Below are 14,555 nucleotides of genomic sequence, written 5' to 3' on the forward strand. Positions count from 1 at the left end.
CAGCGCTTCGTTCCGAGGACGATTGGCACTGCGCAAATCCTACACCGGCCCCAAACATACCGGCAAATTCCTGACGAAACCTTCCAGGTGAGCTGGAGGGCACCGACGGAGGATAATTCAAATTGTCCGCATGGTCGATGGACTTGGGGAAGTAAGTCATGCCGGAGGGACAGCACCCCCCTCTGTCCTGCCGGACATCTCCCCCGCAAGTGGGGAGATTGGCAGCTTCAACCTTATCGCTCCTCTTGCAAGGTTTGCGATTGGCGAAAGCAGAGGCGACATCCGATCTCCCCCCTTGCGGGGGAGATGTCCGGCAGGACAGAGGGGGGTGTGCCGGATCGCCAACACCTCCCGATCTACTTCCCCGAAAACAACGGCAAATCTCTTGCGAAATCCTCCATGTCCGCCCACGGATCGCCCGACGTCGCCAACAGCCCCGGCAAGGACGAATAGTTCAGATCCTGCGGCGCATCGATCGTCTCAAGGTCTGCCCAACTCACCGGCGTCGATGCCGGCAGGTTGGTGCGGGCGCGCAGCGAATAAGGCGCCGCGGAGGTGTGGCCGCGCGCGTTGCGGTGATAGTCGATGAAGATGCGGCGCTTGCGGTTTTCCTTGCCCATTGTGGTGGTGAAAGTGTCGGGCGCGGTGGCCGCCAGGTGCGTGGAGATGGCGCTGGTCGCCTGGTGCAGCTTCTTCCAGTTCTGCTTTTGCGTCACCGGCACGGTTATGTGGATGCCGCTGCCGCCGGATGTCTTGGCGAACGGCACCAGGCCGAACCGCTCCAATTCGCCCTTGATGTGGACGGCGGCCTCGACCACCTCGCGCCAGGCGATGCCCTCACCCGGATCGAGATCGAAAACGATCTGGTCGGGCTTGTCGAGGCTCAAGCGATGCGTGCCCCAGGTGTGGAACTCAACGACGCCGAACTGCGCGAGTGCCAGATAGCCTTTTGCTCCCTCGACCGACAGATAGGATTTGGTTTCACCTTCGGAGTTGGTGGCGTCAAAAGTGACCACCGACGGCGGCATGCCGGTGAAGGCGTGGCGCTGGAAGAAACAGTCCTTCGGCAGGCCCGTCGGGCAGCGCACCAGCGACACCGGGCGGCCCATAATGTGCGGCAGCATGAAATCGCCGACCAGCGCGTAATAGACGGCGATGTCGAGTTTGGTCGGTCCGGTCTTGCCGAACAGCCGCCGCTCCGGATTGGTCACCCAGATGGTTGCGAGATCGGCTTCGGCGATCAGCCGCTTGCGCTTCGGCGACACCGGCGTCGACAGGCCGACATCGCGCAAGCCCCGAAACACACCGTGGCGCAGTGAATTGTCCGCCGTGCGGTTGGCGTAGTGGATGCGGGCCGACAGCATCGGCCGCACCCATTTCATCTCGCGCATGATCTCGCGCGGCACACCCTCGGGTGCTGTCGCGCCGTCGCGCAGCGGCTGCAGCCGGGCCAGCAAGTCGCCCGCCGTCGCGGCATCGAAGCCGGTGCCAACCTTGCCGCGATAGTGCAGTTCACCATCCGCGAATTCAGCCATGCCGATTGCCGCCAGTCCTTCGGCCGCGTCGGAAACGGTGTAGCCGGCGATGATGAAATCGCCGGTCTCAAGCGCTTTGACCTTGGTCCAGCTCTTCGTGCGGCCGCTCTGGTAGATGGCGTTGGCGCGCTTGGAGACGACGCCTTCCAGTCCAAGGATCGAGGCCTGATCGTAAAGCCCCTGTCCGTCGCCTTCGACATGGTCGCTCAGCTGGATGGCGGAGGTAGCGCCCTGCCCGGCTAGCAGTTCGGCGAGCAGGGCCTTGCGGTTTGCGAGCGGCGCCTTGCGGAGGTCCCAGCCGTCGAGATGCAGCAGGTCGAAGGCATAGAAATGGAGCTTGCTGCCCGCACCCGCCGACAGCGCATCCTGCAGCAGCGCGAAACGCGAGATGCCCTTCTCGTCCAGCACCATGATCTCGCCGTCGATGATCGCCTGGCTGAGCGGTAGCCGGGAAAAGGCTTGCGGCAGGTCGCCGTAACGCTTCGTCCAGTCGATGCCGCCGCGGGTGATCAACCTGACCTCGCCATCTCCGACATGCGCCATGGTACGATAGCCGTCGAATTTTATTTCGTGCAACCAGAGTTCACCTGTGTCTTCCACTGGCCCACCCGGTGGCTTCGGCACCTGCGTGGCGAGCTGCGGCTCGATGCGCGACGGCGGATCGCCCCTGACCGCACCGGGCAACGCACCGGGTTTCAGCGCGCCGGGTTTGGGGGGCAGGCGGGCCGGCTTTTTCGGCGGCGCCACCAGCTCCTCGATGCGCTTGCCGGACTTCACGCTTTCCGGCCGCGCTTCCAGGATGTCGAGGCCGGTATCGGCGGCGAGATCGCGCTCCTTGAACAGCAGCCAGTTTTTCTTCTCGCTGTCTTCGCCGGGCTTGGGCTTCAGACGGGTCAGCATCCAGCCGCCATTCAACTTGTCGCCGGCCAGCCGGAACTTGAAGGCGCCGGTGCGCAGGCTCTTGTCGACATCGTCCATCGGCGCCCACGTGCCGGTGTCCCAGACGATCATCGGCCCGCCGCCATATTCGCCTTCAGGAATGACGCCCTCGAAGTCGATATATTCGAGCGGATGGTCCTCGGTCTCAACTGCGAGCCGCTTGTCGGCCGGGTTGAGCGAGGGCCCGCGCGGCACCGCCCAGCTTTTCAGCACGCCGCCGACCTGCAGGCGCAAATCGTAATGGTCGGCGGTGGCGTGATGCTTGTGGACGACGAAGCGGTTGCCGTCGCCTGAAATGAGCCCGCCCGCCGGTTCCGGCGTCTTCGTAAATTCGCGCTTGGCGCGATAGGCCTTGAGTGTTGGCGGGGTTGGCATGGGTCAGGCGGGAGCGGCGGCGGCGGACGAACCTTTCCGGCGCCGCGTTCCTGCACAGTGCTGTCCCGCCAACATTTCAAATTTCCCAGCGCGGTGCGAAGAATGTGGAGATCACGCTCAATCGTCTGAGGCGGGCGTCAGGTCTAGCTCGGCCGGGGACAGCCCTTGCTGGAGCTGGCTCAGCCGGAACTCGTCGACCCAGTAGGCCTCGCCGTCGACCAGCACGCGGGCCGAGTAGACGCCGCCGGAAAAGCTTTGCGCGGTGACGTAGACCTTGTGGCGGTCGAGCGCCTTGCGCACCGCGGCGCGCTTGGAATTCTGGCTGGTGACGGAACTGGCCATGGCTCACTCATACACAAGACCGCAAGACATGGCGGCGGCATAAGGATGCTGGAGATCGGCCGCTCTGTCAATTTTGACCGCCTGCTTCTGGCAGCGCTACGATCCGACGGCAGCAAAAAACCGCTGCGCCTCGGCAGCGGACTTTGCAATGGCGACGACAATATTCGGTTAGTGGTCCGAAGGAATTATGAGCGCGGTGACGCGCGAGAGCTGCTGACGCCGGTTCAGCGTCGGCTTCTCGTAGATCTTCTTCATTGGTATCCCATGGCCCCCAATGGCCGCCGGCAAAGGCGCTTGCGGCTGGGTTTTGTCAAGGGAAGCGCTGTTCTTCCGCCGAACAGCTATGGAAACTGGAGGAGCGGCCGCTATAGTTTTCCTCAGCCCCAAGGAGAACGGCAATGACCCTCAGCACCCGCAAACTCGGCAGCCAGGGGCTGCAGGTCTCGGTGATCGGCCTCGGCTGCATGGGCATGAGCCAGTCCTACGGCCCTGCCGACGAGGCGGAATCGATCGCCACCCTGCACCGAGCCATCGAACTCGGCTGTACCTTCCTCGACACGGCGGAAGTCTACGGCGCCTATGCCAATGAAGAACTGCTCGGGCGGGCGCTGAAGGGCCGGCGCGATGAGGTGACCCTTGCCACCAAATTCGGCTTCCGCATCGAAAACGGCAGACAGGTCGGCACGGAGCGTGACAGCCGGCCCGACCATATCCGCGAGGCGCTGGAGGGCTCGCTGAAGCGGCTCGGCACCGACCATATCGACCTTTACTACCAGCATCGCGTCGATCCGGCGGTGCCGATGGAAGACGTCGCCGGCACGGTCGGCCGGCTGGTTGCCGATGGCAAGGTGCGCTTCTTCGGCCTGTCGGAAGCGGGCGCGGCGAATATCGGCCGTGCGCATGCCGTGCACCCTGTCTCGGCGCTGCAGAGCGAGTATTCGCTTTGGGAGCGCAATCTGGAGCCGGAGATCATCCCGCTGCTCAAAAAGCTCGGCATCGGCCTGGTGCCGTTCGCGCCGCTCGGCCGCGGTTTCCTCGCCGGCGACGTCAAGCGCGCCGAGGATTATCCGGAAGGCGATTTCCGCCGCGGCGACCCCCGCTACCAGGGCGCCAACTACGACGCTAATGTCGCGGCTGCGGCTGCGGTGCAGGAGGTGGCCGCGGCCAAAGGGGCAAAGCCCGCACAGATCGCGCTGGCCTGGGTGCTCGGCAAGGGCGACGGTTTCGGCATTGACATCGTGCCGATCCCGGGGACAAAGCGGCGCAAGTATCTGGAGGAAAATGTCGCTACCGCAGCGATCACGCTCGAAGCCGCCGAGATGGCTGCGCTCGACGCGGCACTCGCGCCGGGCAAGGTCTCAGGGCCGCGCTACAATGAGCGGGTGATGACGACCATCGACAGGTAGAGGCGTCTAAGCTGCCAATCTCCCCCCTCGTGGGGGAGATGCCTGGCAAGGCAGAGGGGGGGCGCGAAGGATCGCCCGCATCAAGTATTCTGCGTAGAGGTTAGCTCAAAGATGTAAGTGAAATTGGCCAATGTCGGCGGGACAGCGCCCCCCTCTGTCCTGCCGGACATCTCCCCCACAAGGGGGGAGATTAGCAGTTTCAGCCCCTCGCCTCACCTTGCGTAATCGATTTTCCTTGGCTAGCATCCTCGGGTCGGCGCCGTGCGGAGGAGAACGTTGCGGCGGACCGGCTGGAGCGCCTCGCGTCCCCTCGGGGCGTTCACAGGACACTCCATTTTTGAATTGACGCAAGGACCGTCCCGAGCCGCTCCCGGTTTCGGGCTCCTGCGTTCATGTGGAGGATATCTGATGAACAGACGCGAATTCCTGTTGTCGACCGTGGCGACCGGTGCCATGGCGCTGGCCGCGCCCATGGCCTTTGCCGCCGACAAATTGACCATATTGGGCTCGGTGCCCAATCTCGGCTTTCCGTTCTTTGTGCACATGCTGAACGAGATCAAGGCGGAGGCGCAGGCGCAAGGCGTCAATCTGACCGAGAGCGACGGCCAGAACTCGGCGCCGAAGCAGACCGCCGACATCGAGGCCGCACTTGTGCAGAAGGTCAACGCCATCGTGATTTCGCCGCTTGACGTCAACGCGCTGGCGCCGGCGATCGAGGAAGCGGTCAAGGCCGGCGTTCCGGTGGTGACGATCGACCGCCGCGTCGACGGCGTCGAGGGCATTCTCGCCCATGTCGGCGCCGACAACGTCAAGGGTGGCGAAGCCGAGGCGCAGGCCATGGTGGCGGCGTTCCCGAACGGCGCCAAGCTGTTCCATTTGCAGGGCCAGCCGGGTGCCGGGCCCGCGATCGACCGCAACAAAGGCGTCCACAATGTGCTCGATCCGCTCAAGGACAAGTACCAGATCATCTTCGAGCAGACCGCTAATTTCGCCCGCGCCGAAGCGCTGTCGGTGACCGAGGCCGGGCTTGCCGCCAACGGCAAGCCGGACGCCATCATCTGCGCCAATGACGACATGGCGCTCGGCGCGCTCGAAGCCTGTGCCGCGCGCAACTTCACCGACGTCAAGATCTACGGCTTCGACGCGCTGCCGGAAGCGCTGGTCGCCGTGCGCGACGGCAAGCTCGCCGGCACGGTCGAGCAGTTCCCCGGCGAACAGTCGCGCAAGGCGGTGCAGATCGCGGTCGCCTTCGCCAGGGACAAGACCGAGCCGAAGGAGAAGCTGGTGCTGTTGACGCCGATCGTCATCGGCAAGGACAATCTCGACAAGGCGGAGAGGTTGAACGAGACGAAGTGAAAGTAGGGCCCATGACGGGTGGAGGTCGCGCTCTGTCGCGCCCCCCTCTGTCCTGCCGGACATCGCCCTCACTTGGGGGGAGATTGGCCGTCACGTCTGCTTTCGCCAATCGCCAACGTTATAGAAATAGTGCTGCCGGCAAAACTGCTGATCTCCCCCCGTGTGGGGGAGATGTCCGGCAGGACAGAGGGGGGCGCTGTCCCGCTGCCTATCGCAATCCGGGAGCAATGCTTGTCCGCCGTTGAACCCACCGCATCATCGCCCCCGCTCCTTTCCGTCGAAGGCGTGACCAAGCATTTTTCCGGCGTCACCGCGCTCATCGACGTTTCGCTCGAGGTGCGGCCCAGTGAGATCCTTGGCCTGCTCGGCGAGAACGGCGCCGGCAAGTCGACGCTGTTGAAAATCCTGTCCGGCGTGATGCCGCCGTCAAGCGGCCGCATCGTCTTCGACGGCGCCGACTACGCGCCGTCCAGTCCGCAGGATGCGAAGCGGCATGGCATCGTCACCATCTATCAGGAACTGAGCCTGATCCCGACGCTGACGGTTGCGGAAAACATTTTCATCGGCCGCGCGCCGCTCGGGCCGCTCGGGCTGGTCAGCTGGCGCAGGATGGAGGACGCCTCGCGCGCGATCATCGCCCGCGTCGGTCTCGACATCGATCCGGCGACGCCGGTGTCCTCGCTGTCGGTAGCCGAACAGCAGCTGGTCGAAATCGCCCGCGCTCTGTCGCTGGAAAGCCGCCTGATCATCATGGACGAGCCGACCTCGGCGCTGACCGAGACCGAGGTGCAGAAACTGATGTCGATCATGGACAGGCTGCGCAAGGACGGTGTCGCCATCATGTTCGTCACCCACCGGCTGGAAGAAGCGTCCGCCATTTGCGACCGCATGACCGTGCTGCGGGACGGCAGGCTGGCCGGTCATCTCGACCGCGACGGCCGGCCCATCCAGATTCCGAAGATCATCGAGAAGATGGTCGGCCGCGCCGCCTCCGAACTCTACGCGCGGCCGACGCAGCGCGATGTCGCCGGCGAGGTCAGGCTCTCGGTGCGCGGGCTGCGGACGGTACGCGACCCGTTGGCGCCGCATGCCATCGTACTCGAAGGCGTCAACCTCGATCTGAAGGCCGGCGAAATCCTCGGCGTTGCCGGCCTCGTCGGTTCCGGCCGCACCGAGCTTGCCCGCGCCATTTTCGGCGCCGACCGCATCGCGGCCGGCACAATTGCGCTCGACGGTAAGCCGATCGCCCCGGCCTCCCCCGCAGACGCCATCAAACTCGGCATCGGGCTGGTGCCGGAAGACCGCAAGCACCAGGCGATTTTTGCAGCACTTGGCATTCTCAACAATTTCTCCATCGCCTCGCTCGGCCGCTACAGCAATGGGGCCGGCTTCATGGCCGAACGGCGCGAGCGCGAGGCGCTGGCCGGCTATCGCAAGGCACTGTCGATCCGCATGGCCTCGCCCGAGCAGGCGATCGAGGGCCTGTCCGGCGGCAATCAGCAAAAGGTGATCCTGGCCCGCTGGCTGGCGCGCGACCCGAAAGTACTTATCGTCGACGAGCCGACGCGCGGCGTCGATGTCGGCGCCAAGGCCGAAGTGCACCAGATCCTGGTGCAGCTTGCCGCACGCGGCATCGCCATCATGATGATCTCGTCGGAGCTGCCGGAGGTGCTGGCAGTGTCGGATCGCATCGTTACGATGCGGCGCGGCCGTATCACCGGCGAAATGCCGGGCATCGAAGCGACCGAGGAAAAACTGATGGAACTGATGGCGCTCGACCGCAAGCAGGACGCAACGCAATGACCAGCACCACCGAACAGACCCAGCGCAGCGGCATCAACATCGCGCGGCTTCTGATGAGTTTTGGGCCGCTGATGTTCCTGGCGGTGTTGATCGTCATCTTCACCGTGCTGAAGCCGAGCTTCATCGATCCAATCAACCTGTTCAACATTTTGAGGCAGATCTCGATCACCGGGCTGATCGCGCTCGGCATGACTTTCGTCATCCTCACTGCCGGCATCGACCTGTCGGTCGGCTCACTGCTCGCCTTCTGCGGCATGGTGGCGGCGGTGGTGGCCAAGGGCGGCACCGCCAACACGCTGTCGCTGTCGACCACGGGCACGCAAGGATATGGCTGGTTCGCCGCCTTGCTTGCCGCCGTCATCGTCGGGGCGCTGGCCGGCGGCGTCCAGGGCTTTGCCATCACCAGGCTGAAAGTGCCGCCCTTCGTCGTCACGCTGGGTGGTCTCACAGTGTTTCGCGGCCTGACGCTGACCATCTCCAATGGTGGACCGATCTCCGGTTTCGACGCCTCGATGCGCTGGTTCGGCACCGGGCTCATCGGACCGGTGCCGGTGCCGGCGATCATCTTCGCGGTGGCGGCCATCCTGTGCCACATCGTGCTGCGCTATACGCGCTACGGCCGCGCCGTCTATGCCGTCGGCGGCAATGCCGAGGCCGCGCGCCTTTCGGGCCTGCGCGTCGACCGCATTCTGATCTCGGTCTATGTCATCGTCGGCTTCTTCGCCGGGCTGGCGGCCTTCGTTTTGTCAGCACGGCTCAACTCCTCCGAAGCCGTAGCCGGCATCGGCTACGAACTTACGGTGATTTCCGCCGTGGTCATCGGCGGTACCTCGCTATTCGGCGGCATCGGCTCGGTCGGCGGCACGGTGGTGGGCGCAGCGCTGATCGGCGTGCTGCAAAACGGGCTGCAGTTCAACAATGTCTCGTCCTACACACAAAGCATCGTCATCGGCCTGATCCTGATCCTGGCCGTGGCCTTCGATCGTTGGCTGAAGTCGCGGGTAAGGCGGTAAGGGATCGGCCATGGTTCAGATCAGGGCGATGGCAGAGAACGATGTAGCGTCGGTATCGCGGCTGCTGGGAGAGTCTTGGCGGCGCACCTATTCGTCGATCCTGGGACCTGAAAATACCGCGCGGCTCTCGGACGACAAGCATGCGCCCGAGCGGCTGGCAGAGGAACTTGGGGACGACAACAAGATGTCGTTCGTGGCCGAACGGCCGGACGGTTCGATCGCCGGCTACGCGATGGCGGCGATGGACGATCGTGGCGATGTCCTGCTCGACCGGCTGCACATCGACAAGACAGAGTTCGGCAGCGGGCTCGCCACCGACCTGCTGCACGCGGTGCTTGTCGCGCATGCCGGCATCCCCAGCATTGCGCTGGAAGTGATCGAGGGCAACGACCGGGCGATCGCCTTCTATCGCAAGCACGGTTTCGAAGTGGTCGAGCGCCACACGGCCGCGCACGGCGTTGGCGGCCACGCCTCGCTGATCATGCGCCGGCTGCTGTCGAGGGCGTAAGGAAGGGAACAGGCAGTGTGGAATAGGGAATAAGGTGGCGCGGATCGATACCCTACGCCTACAGCCTACTGCGCCGCCGCTTGCCTGCCGTCCTCGTCGTCCGGCATATCGAGAATTTCGATCAGCCGCGCCACCTTCGTTCCCGGCAAGCGGCGGCCCTCGTTGACCAGCGCCTCGTCGGCACCGAGCCAGGCGAACGCCTCGCGCAGTTCTTCAAGGGTGGCGCCGGTCAGCGCGATGTCGGCTATGACTGCCTCGTCTACCGGCCCCAACACCGAAATGATGTCGTCGCGTGTCATGGTCACCTCCATGCTAAGTGCCGGCCGGTCGTCGAGATGACGCCGAGACCCGGCCATCCAGCCAACGGATTGCGAGTAAAAACCGCCGACAAAGCAGAATCTGGGTCTTCTTTTCGACTAAGCAAGATGAACGCGCGCGCCTTTTGCCGTCAAGCAGCCGAGTGCGGATCGATGCTGTAGAGATGCACGGGATAGCCGGGACCGATGGCGTCGCGCACCCGGTCCGTCCAGGCGAGGACCGCCGGATAAGCCGCCAGCGCAAAGCCGCAATCTTCGGCACGGTGGCCGTAGGCATAGACAGCAATGTCGGCGATGGTGAGCGTGTCGCCGACAAGGAACGGCGTGTCGTTCAGGCTGCGCTCCAGCGCTGCCAGCGTGCGGGCGCCGGCTTCGCGCTTGGCCGGAAGCATCGCCTGGTTGCGCTCCAGCCTTCCGGCCAGCGTCCAGAAGCGCAGGGAGCCGATGACCGGCTCGACATGGTACTGTTCGAAGAACAGCCATTGCATAACTTTCGCGCTGACATAGCGATCCGCCGGCAGCAAGGGCGTGCCTTCGGCAAGATAAATGAGGATCGCATTCGATTCGGCGATTGCACGGCCATCCTCGAGTTCGAGCACAGGAACGGCGCCGGCCGGGTTGAGCTTCAGGAAGGCGTCGGTGTGGCTCTCGCCCTCGAAAATCGACACCAGGCGGCTTTCATAGGGGATGTTGAGCAGGCCGAGCACGACCCTCGCCTTCCAACCGTTTTGCGACGGCAAATAATCATGAAGCGTGAGCATGGCTGTCCTTTCGCTGGGGTCGACGCCTGATTTGCACGGTGCCACGATACCAGCCACCCGAATCCTGCAATGTGTACGCGCGAAAACAGATAAACTATACGCATGTAAAGTTTTATTGACTTCGCTGTATGTGCGATTTACCCGATAAACACTTGCGTCGGATAACTGCGCGGGCAAGCAATCAGTCTGCGTGTGAGAGGAATCGCAAGCATGAGCCTTTCGCGCCGCAGCGAGATCGCCGCCGAGGCCGTGGGGCCAACGATCGTCGCCGGCGAAATCCTGGTCGAGATCATGGCGACGGAACGGGGTTTCGGCTTCCTCGAGCCGCAAACGCTCGTCGGGCCATTCCCCAGCGGTGCGCCGGCGATCTTCATCGATCAGGTTGCGCGGCTGGGGGGCGGCGCCGGCATTATCGGCTGCGTCGGCCGCGACGATTTCGGCACGCTCAACCTGGACAGGCTGGAGCTCGACGGCGTCGACGTCTCAGCCGTCGATATCAGCGACCGCTTCCCAACGGGATGCGCCTTCGTGCGCTACCGGCCCGATGGTATCAGGGACTTCGTCTACAACATCGCCGAATCCGCCGCCGGGCAGATCCACCTGACCACTGCTGCGCGCCTGCTGGCGGACAGGGCCGGCCATCTGCATATCATGGGATCGACGCTGTCGGTGGCAGGGCTGAAGGAGATCGTCAGCTACGCAGTGCAGGCGGTTCGTGCCCGCGGCGGCTCGACCTCATTCGACCCGAATGTGCGCAAGGAGCTGATCGACGGCTCCGACGGCGCACTGTTTTCCGCACTCATCGACGATGCCGACCTGCTGCTGCCGTCCGGCGACGAATTGCTCGCTACGGCGGGCGTCGATGACGAGCATCAGGCGGTGGCGGCGCTGTTTGCCAGGGGCGTCGGCGAGATCGTGCTGAAGCGCGGTGCTGACGGCTCTTCCTGGTTCGGCGCCGACGGCGCCAGGATCGACTGCGCCGGTTTTCAAGTCGAGGAAGTCGACCCGACGGGCGCCGGCGACTGCTTTGGCGCCACCTACCTGACTTGCCGCCGCCAGGGGATGGAGCCCGGCAAGGCGCTGCTTTATGCCAATGCCGCCGGCGCCCGCAACATCACCCGGCGCGGCCCGATGGAAGGCACCGCCGGCTTCGATGCGCTTGACCAATTCATCAAGGGAACAGCGAGACGGACATGAGCGCCAACCCGCTTGCAGGCCTCGCCAGCGCGCGCAAAAACGGCTCGCCCTACGGCATCACCTCGATCTGCTCCGCGCATCCGCTGGTGATCCAGACGGCGATCAGGCGCGCCGTTGCCGACAGGGAGAAAAACCTGCTGATTGAGGCAACCTGCAATCAGGTCAACCAGTTCGGCGGCTATACCGGAATGACCCCGGCGCTGTTCGTCGCCTTCGTGCTGGAGATCGCCTGCCGCGAGGGGCTGGAAGCCTCGCGCATCATCTTCGGCGGCGACCATCTGGGACCGAACCCGTGGCGCGCAGAGCCGGCGGCGCAGGCGATGGACAAGGCTGAGGCCATGGTCGGCGCCTATATCGCGGCCGGCTTCACCAAGATCCATCTCGACGCATCGATGGGCTGCGCCGGCGAGCCGGCGGCGCTCGACGACGAGACCATCGCCACCCGGGCGGCGCGGCTGGCAAAGGCGGCCGAAACGGGCGCGCACGCCGCAGGCAGCACCTTGCCGGTCTACATCATCGGCACCGAAGTTCCCGCCCCCGGCGGCGTCGACCATGCGATCAGCGAGTTGAAGCCGACCGAGGCGGCGGCGGCGCGGCGCACGATCGAGGTTCACCGGGAGATCTTTGCCCGCGAAGGCCTGACCGAGGCGTTCGGCCGCGTCATGGCCGTGGTGGTGCAGCCGGGCGTGGAATTCGGCAGCCAGAATGTCGTCGCCTACGCGCCCGAAAAATCCAAGGGCCTGACCGGCTTGCTCGATGAGCAGCCGTCGCTCGTCTACGAGGCGCATTCGACCGACTACCAGACCCGTGCGGCTTTGACCGCGCTGGTCGCAAACGGCTTTCCTATCCTCAAGGTCGGCCCCGGCCTGACCTTCGCCTTGCGCGAGGCGCTTTACGGGCTCGACCTGATCGCCTCCGAAATGGCCAGGGACTATGGCGACCGGTCGCTCGCCCGCACCATGGAAAGCGCGATGCTGGCAGCACCCGGCCATTGGCACAGCCACTATCATGGCAACGAAGCAGAGCTCTATGTGCAGCGGCATTACAGCTACAGCGACCGCATCCGCTATTATTGGAGCAACCCCACCGCTGTCGCGGCGGTCGAGCGCCTGCGCAAGGCGCTGGACGACGTTGCCATTCCCGAAACGCTGATGCGGCAATTCCTGCCGGCGCTGCCGGCCGAACTCGGGCCGGCGGGCAATCCCGAGGCTATCCTTCTCGAAGCTGTCGATCAGGTGCTGGCCGACTATGACGCGGCCTGCCGTGGGACCTGAGTGCATTTGCGCCGGGTTGATCTTTGCCTCAGCCCAGTGTCTCTGACGTTTCCATGAAACCAGCCATGTTCTTTCTCCTGTTCGCGGCCTCTCTGCTGGCGTCGCCGGCACGCGCCGACTGGAAGCCGGTCGAAAAGGTCGAGACCTACGCCATCGCAGGGCGGACCGGCCCGGAACTCTATGCCGCGATCGGCGAAGCCGGCCCCTTGCTCGGCAAGGGTCGGGTCATTGCGCACACCAATTTCAAGCTGACCTGGACCAGGGACTACAGGCCGCAAGGCGACGCCTGCGTGCTCAAATCGGCGCGCCCGAAACTGATCATCACCTACACCTTGCCGAAGCCGGCCGAACCGTTGCCGGCTTCCGTCCAGAAGAACTGGACGGTGTTCATCGCCGGGCTCGCCGCCCACGAGAGAGTGCATGGCGCAGCCATCGCAGAGATGGTGCGCAAGATCGAGGCGGTGAGCGTCGGCCTGACCGTTACTGATGACCCCGCCTGCAGCAAGATCAGAACCGAGCTGACGAGGCAACTCGCCCAGATCTCGCTGGCTCAGCGGCAGGCGAGCCGCGACTTCGACCGGGTCGAATTCGGCCCCGGCGGAAACCTGCAGAAGCTGGTGCTGGCTTTTGTGAATGGGGGGTAGTTTGCCGGCGAACCGGTCATTGCGCCGGTGTTCCGAACGACAAGAGCACCGGCCGCATGGCCGCTTTACAGGCAGGCTTGGTAGCGCTACCGTCTGATCGTCACGCGACCTGTTGGGGGAATGGGAGACGGTCGCGAGGCGGGAGAGGAGCGGTTTCCTTCGGGGCGTCGCAAGAAGCATTCGGGAGGAGATCGATGGCGTCTGTCGCGATCGGCGATGTTTACAAATCGTTCGGGACCGTCGAGGTCCTGCATGGCGTCAGTGTGGATATCGACGACGGCGAATTCGTCACGCTGGTCGGCCCGTCGGGTTGCGGAAAATCGACCCTTCTCAGGATGATCGCCGGCCTGGAAAAGATTTCTCGGGGCGAGATCGCGATCGGGGATCGGGTCGTCAACAACGTTGCGCCGAAAGAGCGCGACGTTGCCATGGTGTTCCAGAACTACGCGCTCTACCCCCACATGACGGTCGCCGAGAACATGGCGTTCTCGCTCATGCTCAAAGGTGTTTCGAAGGCCGATTGCGCTACCAGCATTCAGCGCGCCGCCGAAATCCTCGGGCTGGTGCCATTGCTGACGCGATATCCGCGCCAGCTTTCCGGCGGCCAGCGCCAGCGCGTCGCCATGGGCCGGGCGATCGTGCGCGATCCACAGGTTTTCCTGTTCGACGAACCGCTCTCCAATCTCGACGCCAAGCTCAGGGTGCAGATGCGCGCCGAGATCAAGGAACTGCACCAGCGGCTCAAGACGACCACAGTCTATGTCACCCACGACCAGATCGAGGCCATGACCATGGCCGACAAGATCGTCGTCATGCATGACGGCATCGTCGAACAGATCGGACCGCCGCTGGAGCTCTACGACAGGCCAAACAATCTCTTCGTCGCCAGTTTCATCGGCTCGCCCGCCATGAACCTGATCAAGGGCGAGATCGTCACCGACGGGTCTCCGTCCTTTCGCGGCGCCGGGGGAATTTCCGTGCCGCTGGCCGGCGCGCCGGCCGTTGGCAACGGTCATCCGGTGGTGCTGGGAATACGGCCCGAGCATTTGCGGCTATCGTCAGACCCAGTCTCTTATACCAATCTC

At 64.3% G+C, this 14,555-nt stretch carries 14 protein-coding genes; 10 read left to right on the forward strand and 4 right to left on the reverse strand.

The genetic code is table 11. The annotated features are described in order from the left end of the window. Positions 1 to 356: 356 nt before the first annotated feature. Both ligD and NKJ88_RS24885 read right to left on the reverse strand, forming a co-directional pair. Positions 357 to 2,849: a DNA ligase D gene (ligD, locus tag NKJ88_RS24880; protein ID WP_352445929.1), complete on the reverse strand. Its 2,493-nt coding sequence runs from the start codon at positions 2,847 to 2,849 to the stop codon at positions 357 to 359. Positions 2,850 to 2,966: 117 nt separating this feature from the next. Beyond that, complete coding sequence (locus NKJ88_RS24885; protein WP_023673483.1) at positions 2,967 to 3,191, reverse strand: hypothetical protein; 225 nt, start codon at positions 3,189 to 3,191, stop codon at positions 2,967 to 2,969. A gap of 45 nt (positions 3,192 to 3,236) precedes the next feature. On the opposite strand from NKJ88_RS24885, the gene NKJ88_RS24890 reads away from it, so the two are divergent. The 6 genes from NKJ88_RS24890 (at position 3,237) to NKJ88_RS24915 (ending at position 9,277) form a co-directional block, all read left to right on the forward strand. Next, entirely contained in the window at positions 3,237 to 3,593 is a 357-nt protein-coding gene (locus NKJ88_RS24890) for a hypothetical protein (RefSeq protein WP_155921580.1), read from the forward strand. Next, on the forward strand, positions 3,590 to 4,597 hold the full coding sequence (locus tag NKJ88_RS24895; RefSeq protein WP_023819071.1) for an aldo/keto reductase: 1,008 nt from the start codon (positions 3,590 to 3,592) through the stop codon (positions 4,595 to 4,597). Before NKJ88_RS24890 ends, NKJ88_RS24895 begins: the two co-directional genes overlap by 4 nt. Before the next feature lie 408 nt (positions 4,598 to 5,005). After that, entirely contained in the window at positions 5,006 to 5,953 is a 948-nt protein-coding gene (locus NKJ88_RS24900; RefSeq protein WP_023673481.1) for a substrate-binding domain-containing protein, read from the forward strand. 171 nt (positions 5,954 to 6,124) lie between these two features. Continuing rightward, positions 6,125 to 7,756, forward strand: a complete 1,632-nt coding sequence (locus NKJ88_RS24905; RefSeq protein ID WP_502900814.1) for a sugar ABC transporter ATP-binding protein — start codon at positions 6,125 to 6,127, stop codon at positions 7,754 to 7,756. Next, on the forward strand, positions 7,753 to 8,769 hold the full coding sequence (locus NKJ88_RS24910) for an ABC transporter permease (RefSeq protein ID WP_023673479.1): 1,017 nt from the start codon (positions 7,753 to 7,755) through the stop codon (positions 8,767 to 8,769). The genes NKJ88_RS24905 and NKJ88_RS24910 overlap by 4 nt, the downstream gene beginning before the upstream one ends. 10 nt (positions 8,770 to 8,779) lie before the next feature. Beyond that, positions 8,780 to 9,277 carry a GNAT family N-acetyltransferase gene (locus NKJ88_RS24915; RefSeq protein WP_023828764.1) on the forward strand — a complete coding sequence of 166 codons (498 nt, stop codon included), beginning with the start codon at positions 8,780 to 8,782 and terminating at the stop codon, positions 9,275 to 9,277. 65 nt (positions 9,278 to 9,342) lie between these two features. On the opposite strand, the gene NKJ88_RS24920 is transcribed toward NKJ88_RS24915, so the two are convergent. Next, on the reverse strand, positions 9,343 to 9,576 hold the full coding sequence (locus tag NKJ88_RS24920) for a hypothetical protein (protein ID WP_031202909.1): 234 nt from the start codon (positions 9,574 to 9,576) through the stop codon (positions 9,343 to 9,345). A 149-nt stretch (positions 9,577 to 9,725) separates the two neighbouring features. Continuing rightward, positions 9,726 to 10,355, reverse strand: a complete 630-nt coding sequence (locus tag NKJ88_RS24925) for a glutathione S-transferase family protein (RefSeq protein ID WP_352445932.1) — start codon at positions 10,353 to 10,355, stop codon at positions 9,726 to 9,728. Between the two features lie 210 nt (positions 10,356 to 10,565). Between NKJ88_RS24925 and NKJ88_RS24930 the strand changes: the two genes are divergently transcribed. The 4 genes from NKJ88_RS24930 to NKJ88_RS24945 all read left to right on the forward strand — a co-directional run. Next, entirely contained in the window at positions 10,566 to 11,552 is a 987-nt protein-coding gene (locus NKJ88_RS24930) for a tagatose kinase (protein WP_352445934.1), read from the forward strand. Beyond that, on the forward strand, positions 11,549 to 12,826 hold the full coding sequence (locus NKJ88_RS24935; protein ID WP_023699146.1) for a D-tagatose-bisphosphate aldolase, class II, non-catalytic subunit: 1,278 nt from the start codon (positions 11,549 to 11,551) through the stop codon (positions 12,824 to 12,826). Before NKJ88_RS24930 ends, NKJ88_RS24935 begins: the two co-directional genes overlap by 4 nt. 53 nt (positions 12,827 to 12,879) lie before the next feature. Continuing rightward, positions 12,880 to 13,470 carry a DUF922 domain-containing Zn-dependent protease gene (locus NKJ88_RS24940; RefSeq protein ID WP_023673473.1) on the forward strand — a complete coding sequence of 197 codons (591 nt, stop codon included), beginning with the start codon at positions 12,880 to 12,882 and terminating at the stop codon, positions 13,468 to 13,470. A 194-nt stretch (positions 13,471 to 13,664) separates the two neighbouring features. Beyond that, positions 13,665 to 14,555 (forward strand): ABC transporter ATP-binding protein (locus NKJ88_RS24945; protein WP_352445936.1); only part of this gene is annotated, 891 nt, incomplete at its 3' end.

This window comes from Mesorhizobium sp. M0016 (genome assembly GCF_040324035.1).
GTDB lineage: Bacteria > Pseudomonadota > Alphaproteobacteria > Rhizobiales > Rhizobiaceae > Mesorhizobium.

Bases quoted from the DNA above. Each gene is read 5' to 3' on its own strand.
- ligD (WP_352445929.1), bottom strand. From the start codon at position 2,849: ATGCCAACCCCGCCAACACTCAAGGCCTATCGCGCCAAGCGCGAATTT.
- NKJ88_RS24885 (WP_023673483.1), bottom strand. From the start codon at position 3,191: ATGGCCAGTTCCGTCACCAGCCAGAATTCCAAGCGCGCCGCGGTGCGC.
- NKJ88_RS24890 (WP_155921580.1), top strand. From the start codon at position 3,237: ATGCTGGAGATCGGCCGCTCTGTCAATTTTGACCGCCTGCTTCTGGCA.
- NKJ88_RS24895 (WP_023819071.1), top strand. From the start codon at position 3,590: ATGACCCTCAGCACCCGCAAACTCGGCAGCCAGGGGCTGCAGGTCTCG.
- NKJ88_RS24900 (WP_023673481.1), top strand. From the start codon at position 5,006: ATGAACAGACGCGAATTCCTGTTGTCGACCGTGGCGACCGGTGCCATG.
- NKJ88_RS24905 (WP_502900814.1), top strand. From the start codon at position 6,125: ATGTCCGGCAGGACAGAGGGGGGCGCTGTCCCGCTGCCTATCGCAATC.
- NKJ88_RS24910 (WP_023673479.1), top strand. From the start codon at position 7,753: ATGACCAGCACCACCGAACAGACCCAGCGCAGCGGCATCAACATCGCG.
- NKJ88_RS24915 (WP_023828764.1), top strand. From the start codon at position 8,780: ATGGTTCAGATCAGGGCGATGGCAGAGAACGATGTAGCGTCGGTATCG.
- NKJ88_RS24920 (WP_031202909.1), bottom strand. From the start codon at position 9,576: ATGACACGCGACGACATCATTTCGGTGTTGGGGCCGGTAGACGAGGCA.
- NKJ88_RS24925 (WP_352445932.1), bottom strand. From the start codon at position 10,355: ATGCTCACGCTTCATGATTATTTGCCGTCGCAAAACGGTTGGAAGGCG.
- NKJ88_RS24930 (WP_352445934.1), top strand. From the start codon at position 10,566: ATGAGCCTTTCGCGCCGCAGCGAGATCGCCGCCGAGGCCGTGGGGCCA.
- NKJ88_RS24935 (WP_023699146.1), top strand. From the start codon at position 11,549: ATGAGCGCCAACCCGCTTGCAGGCCTCGCCAGCGCGCGCAAAAACGGC.
- NKJ88_RS24940 (WP_023673473.1), top strand. From the start codon at position 12,880: ATGAAACCAGCCATGTTCTTTCTCCTGTTCGCGGCCTCTCTGCTGGCG.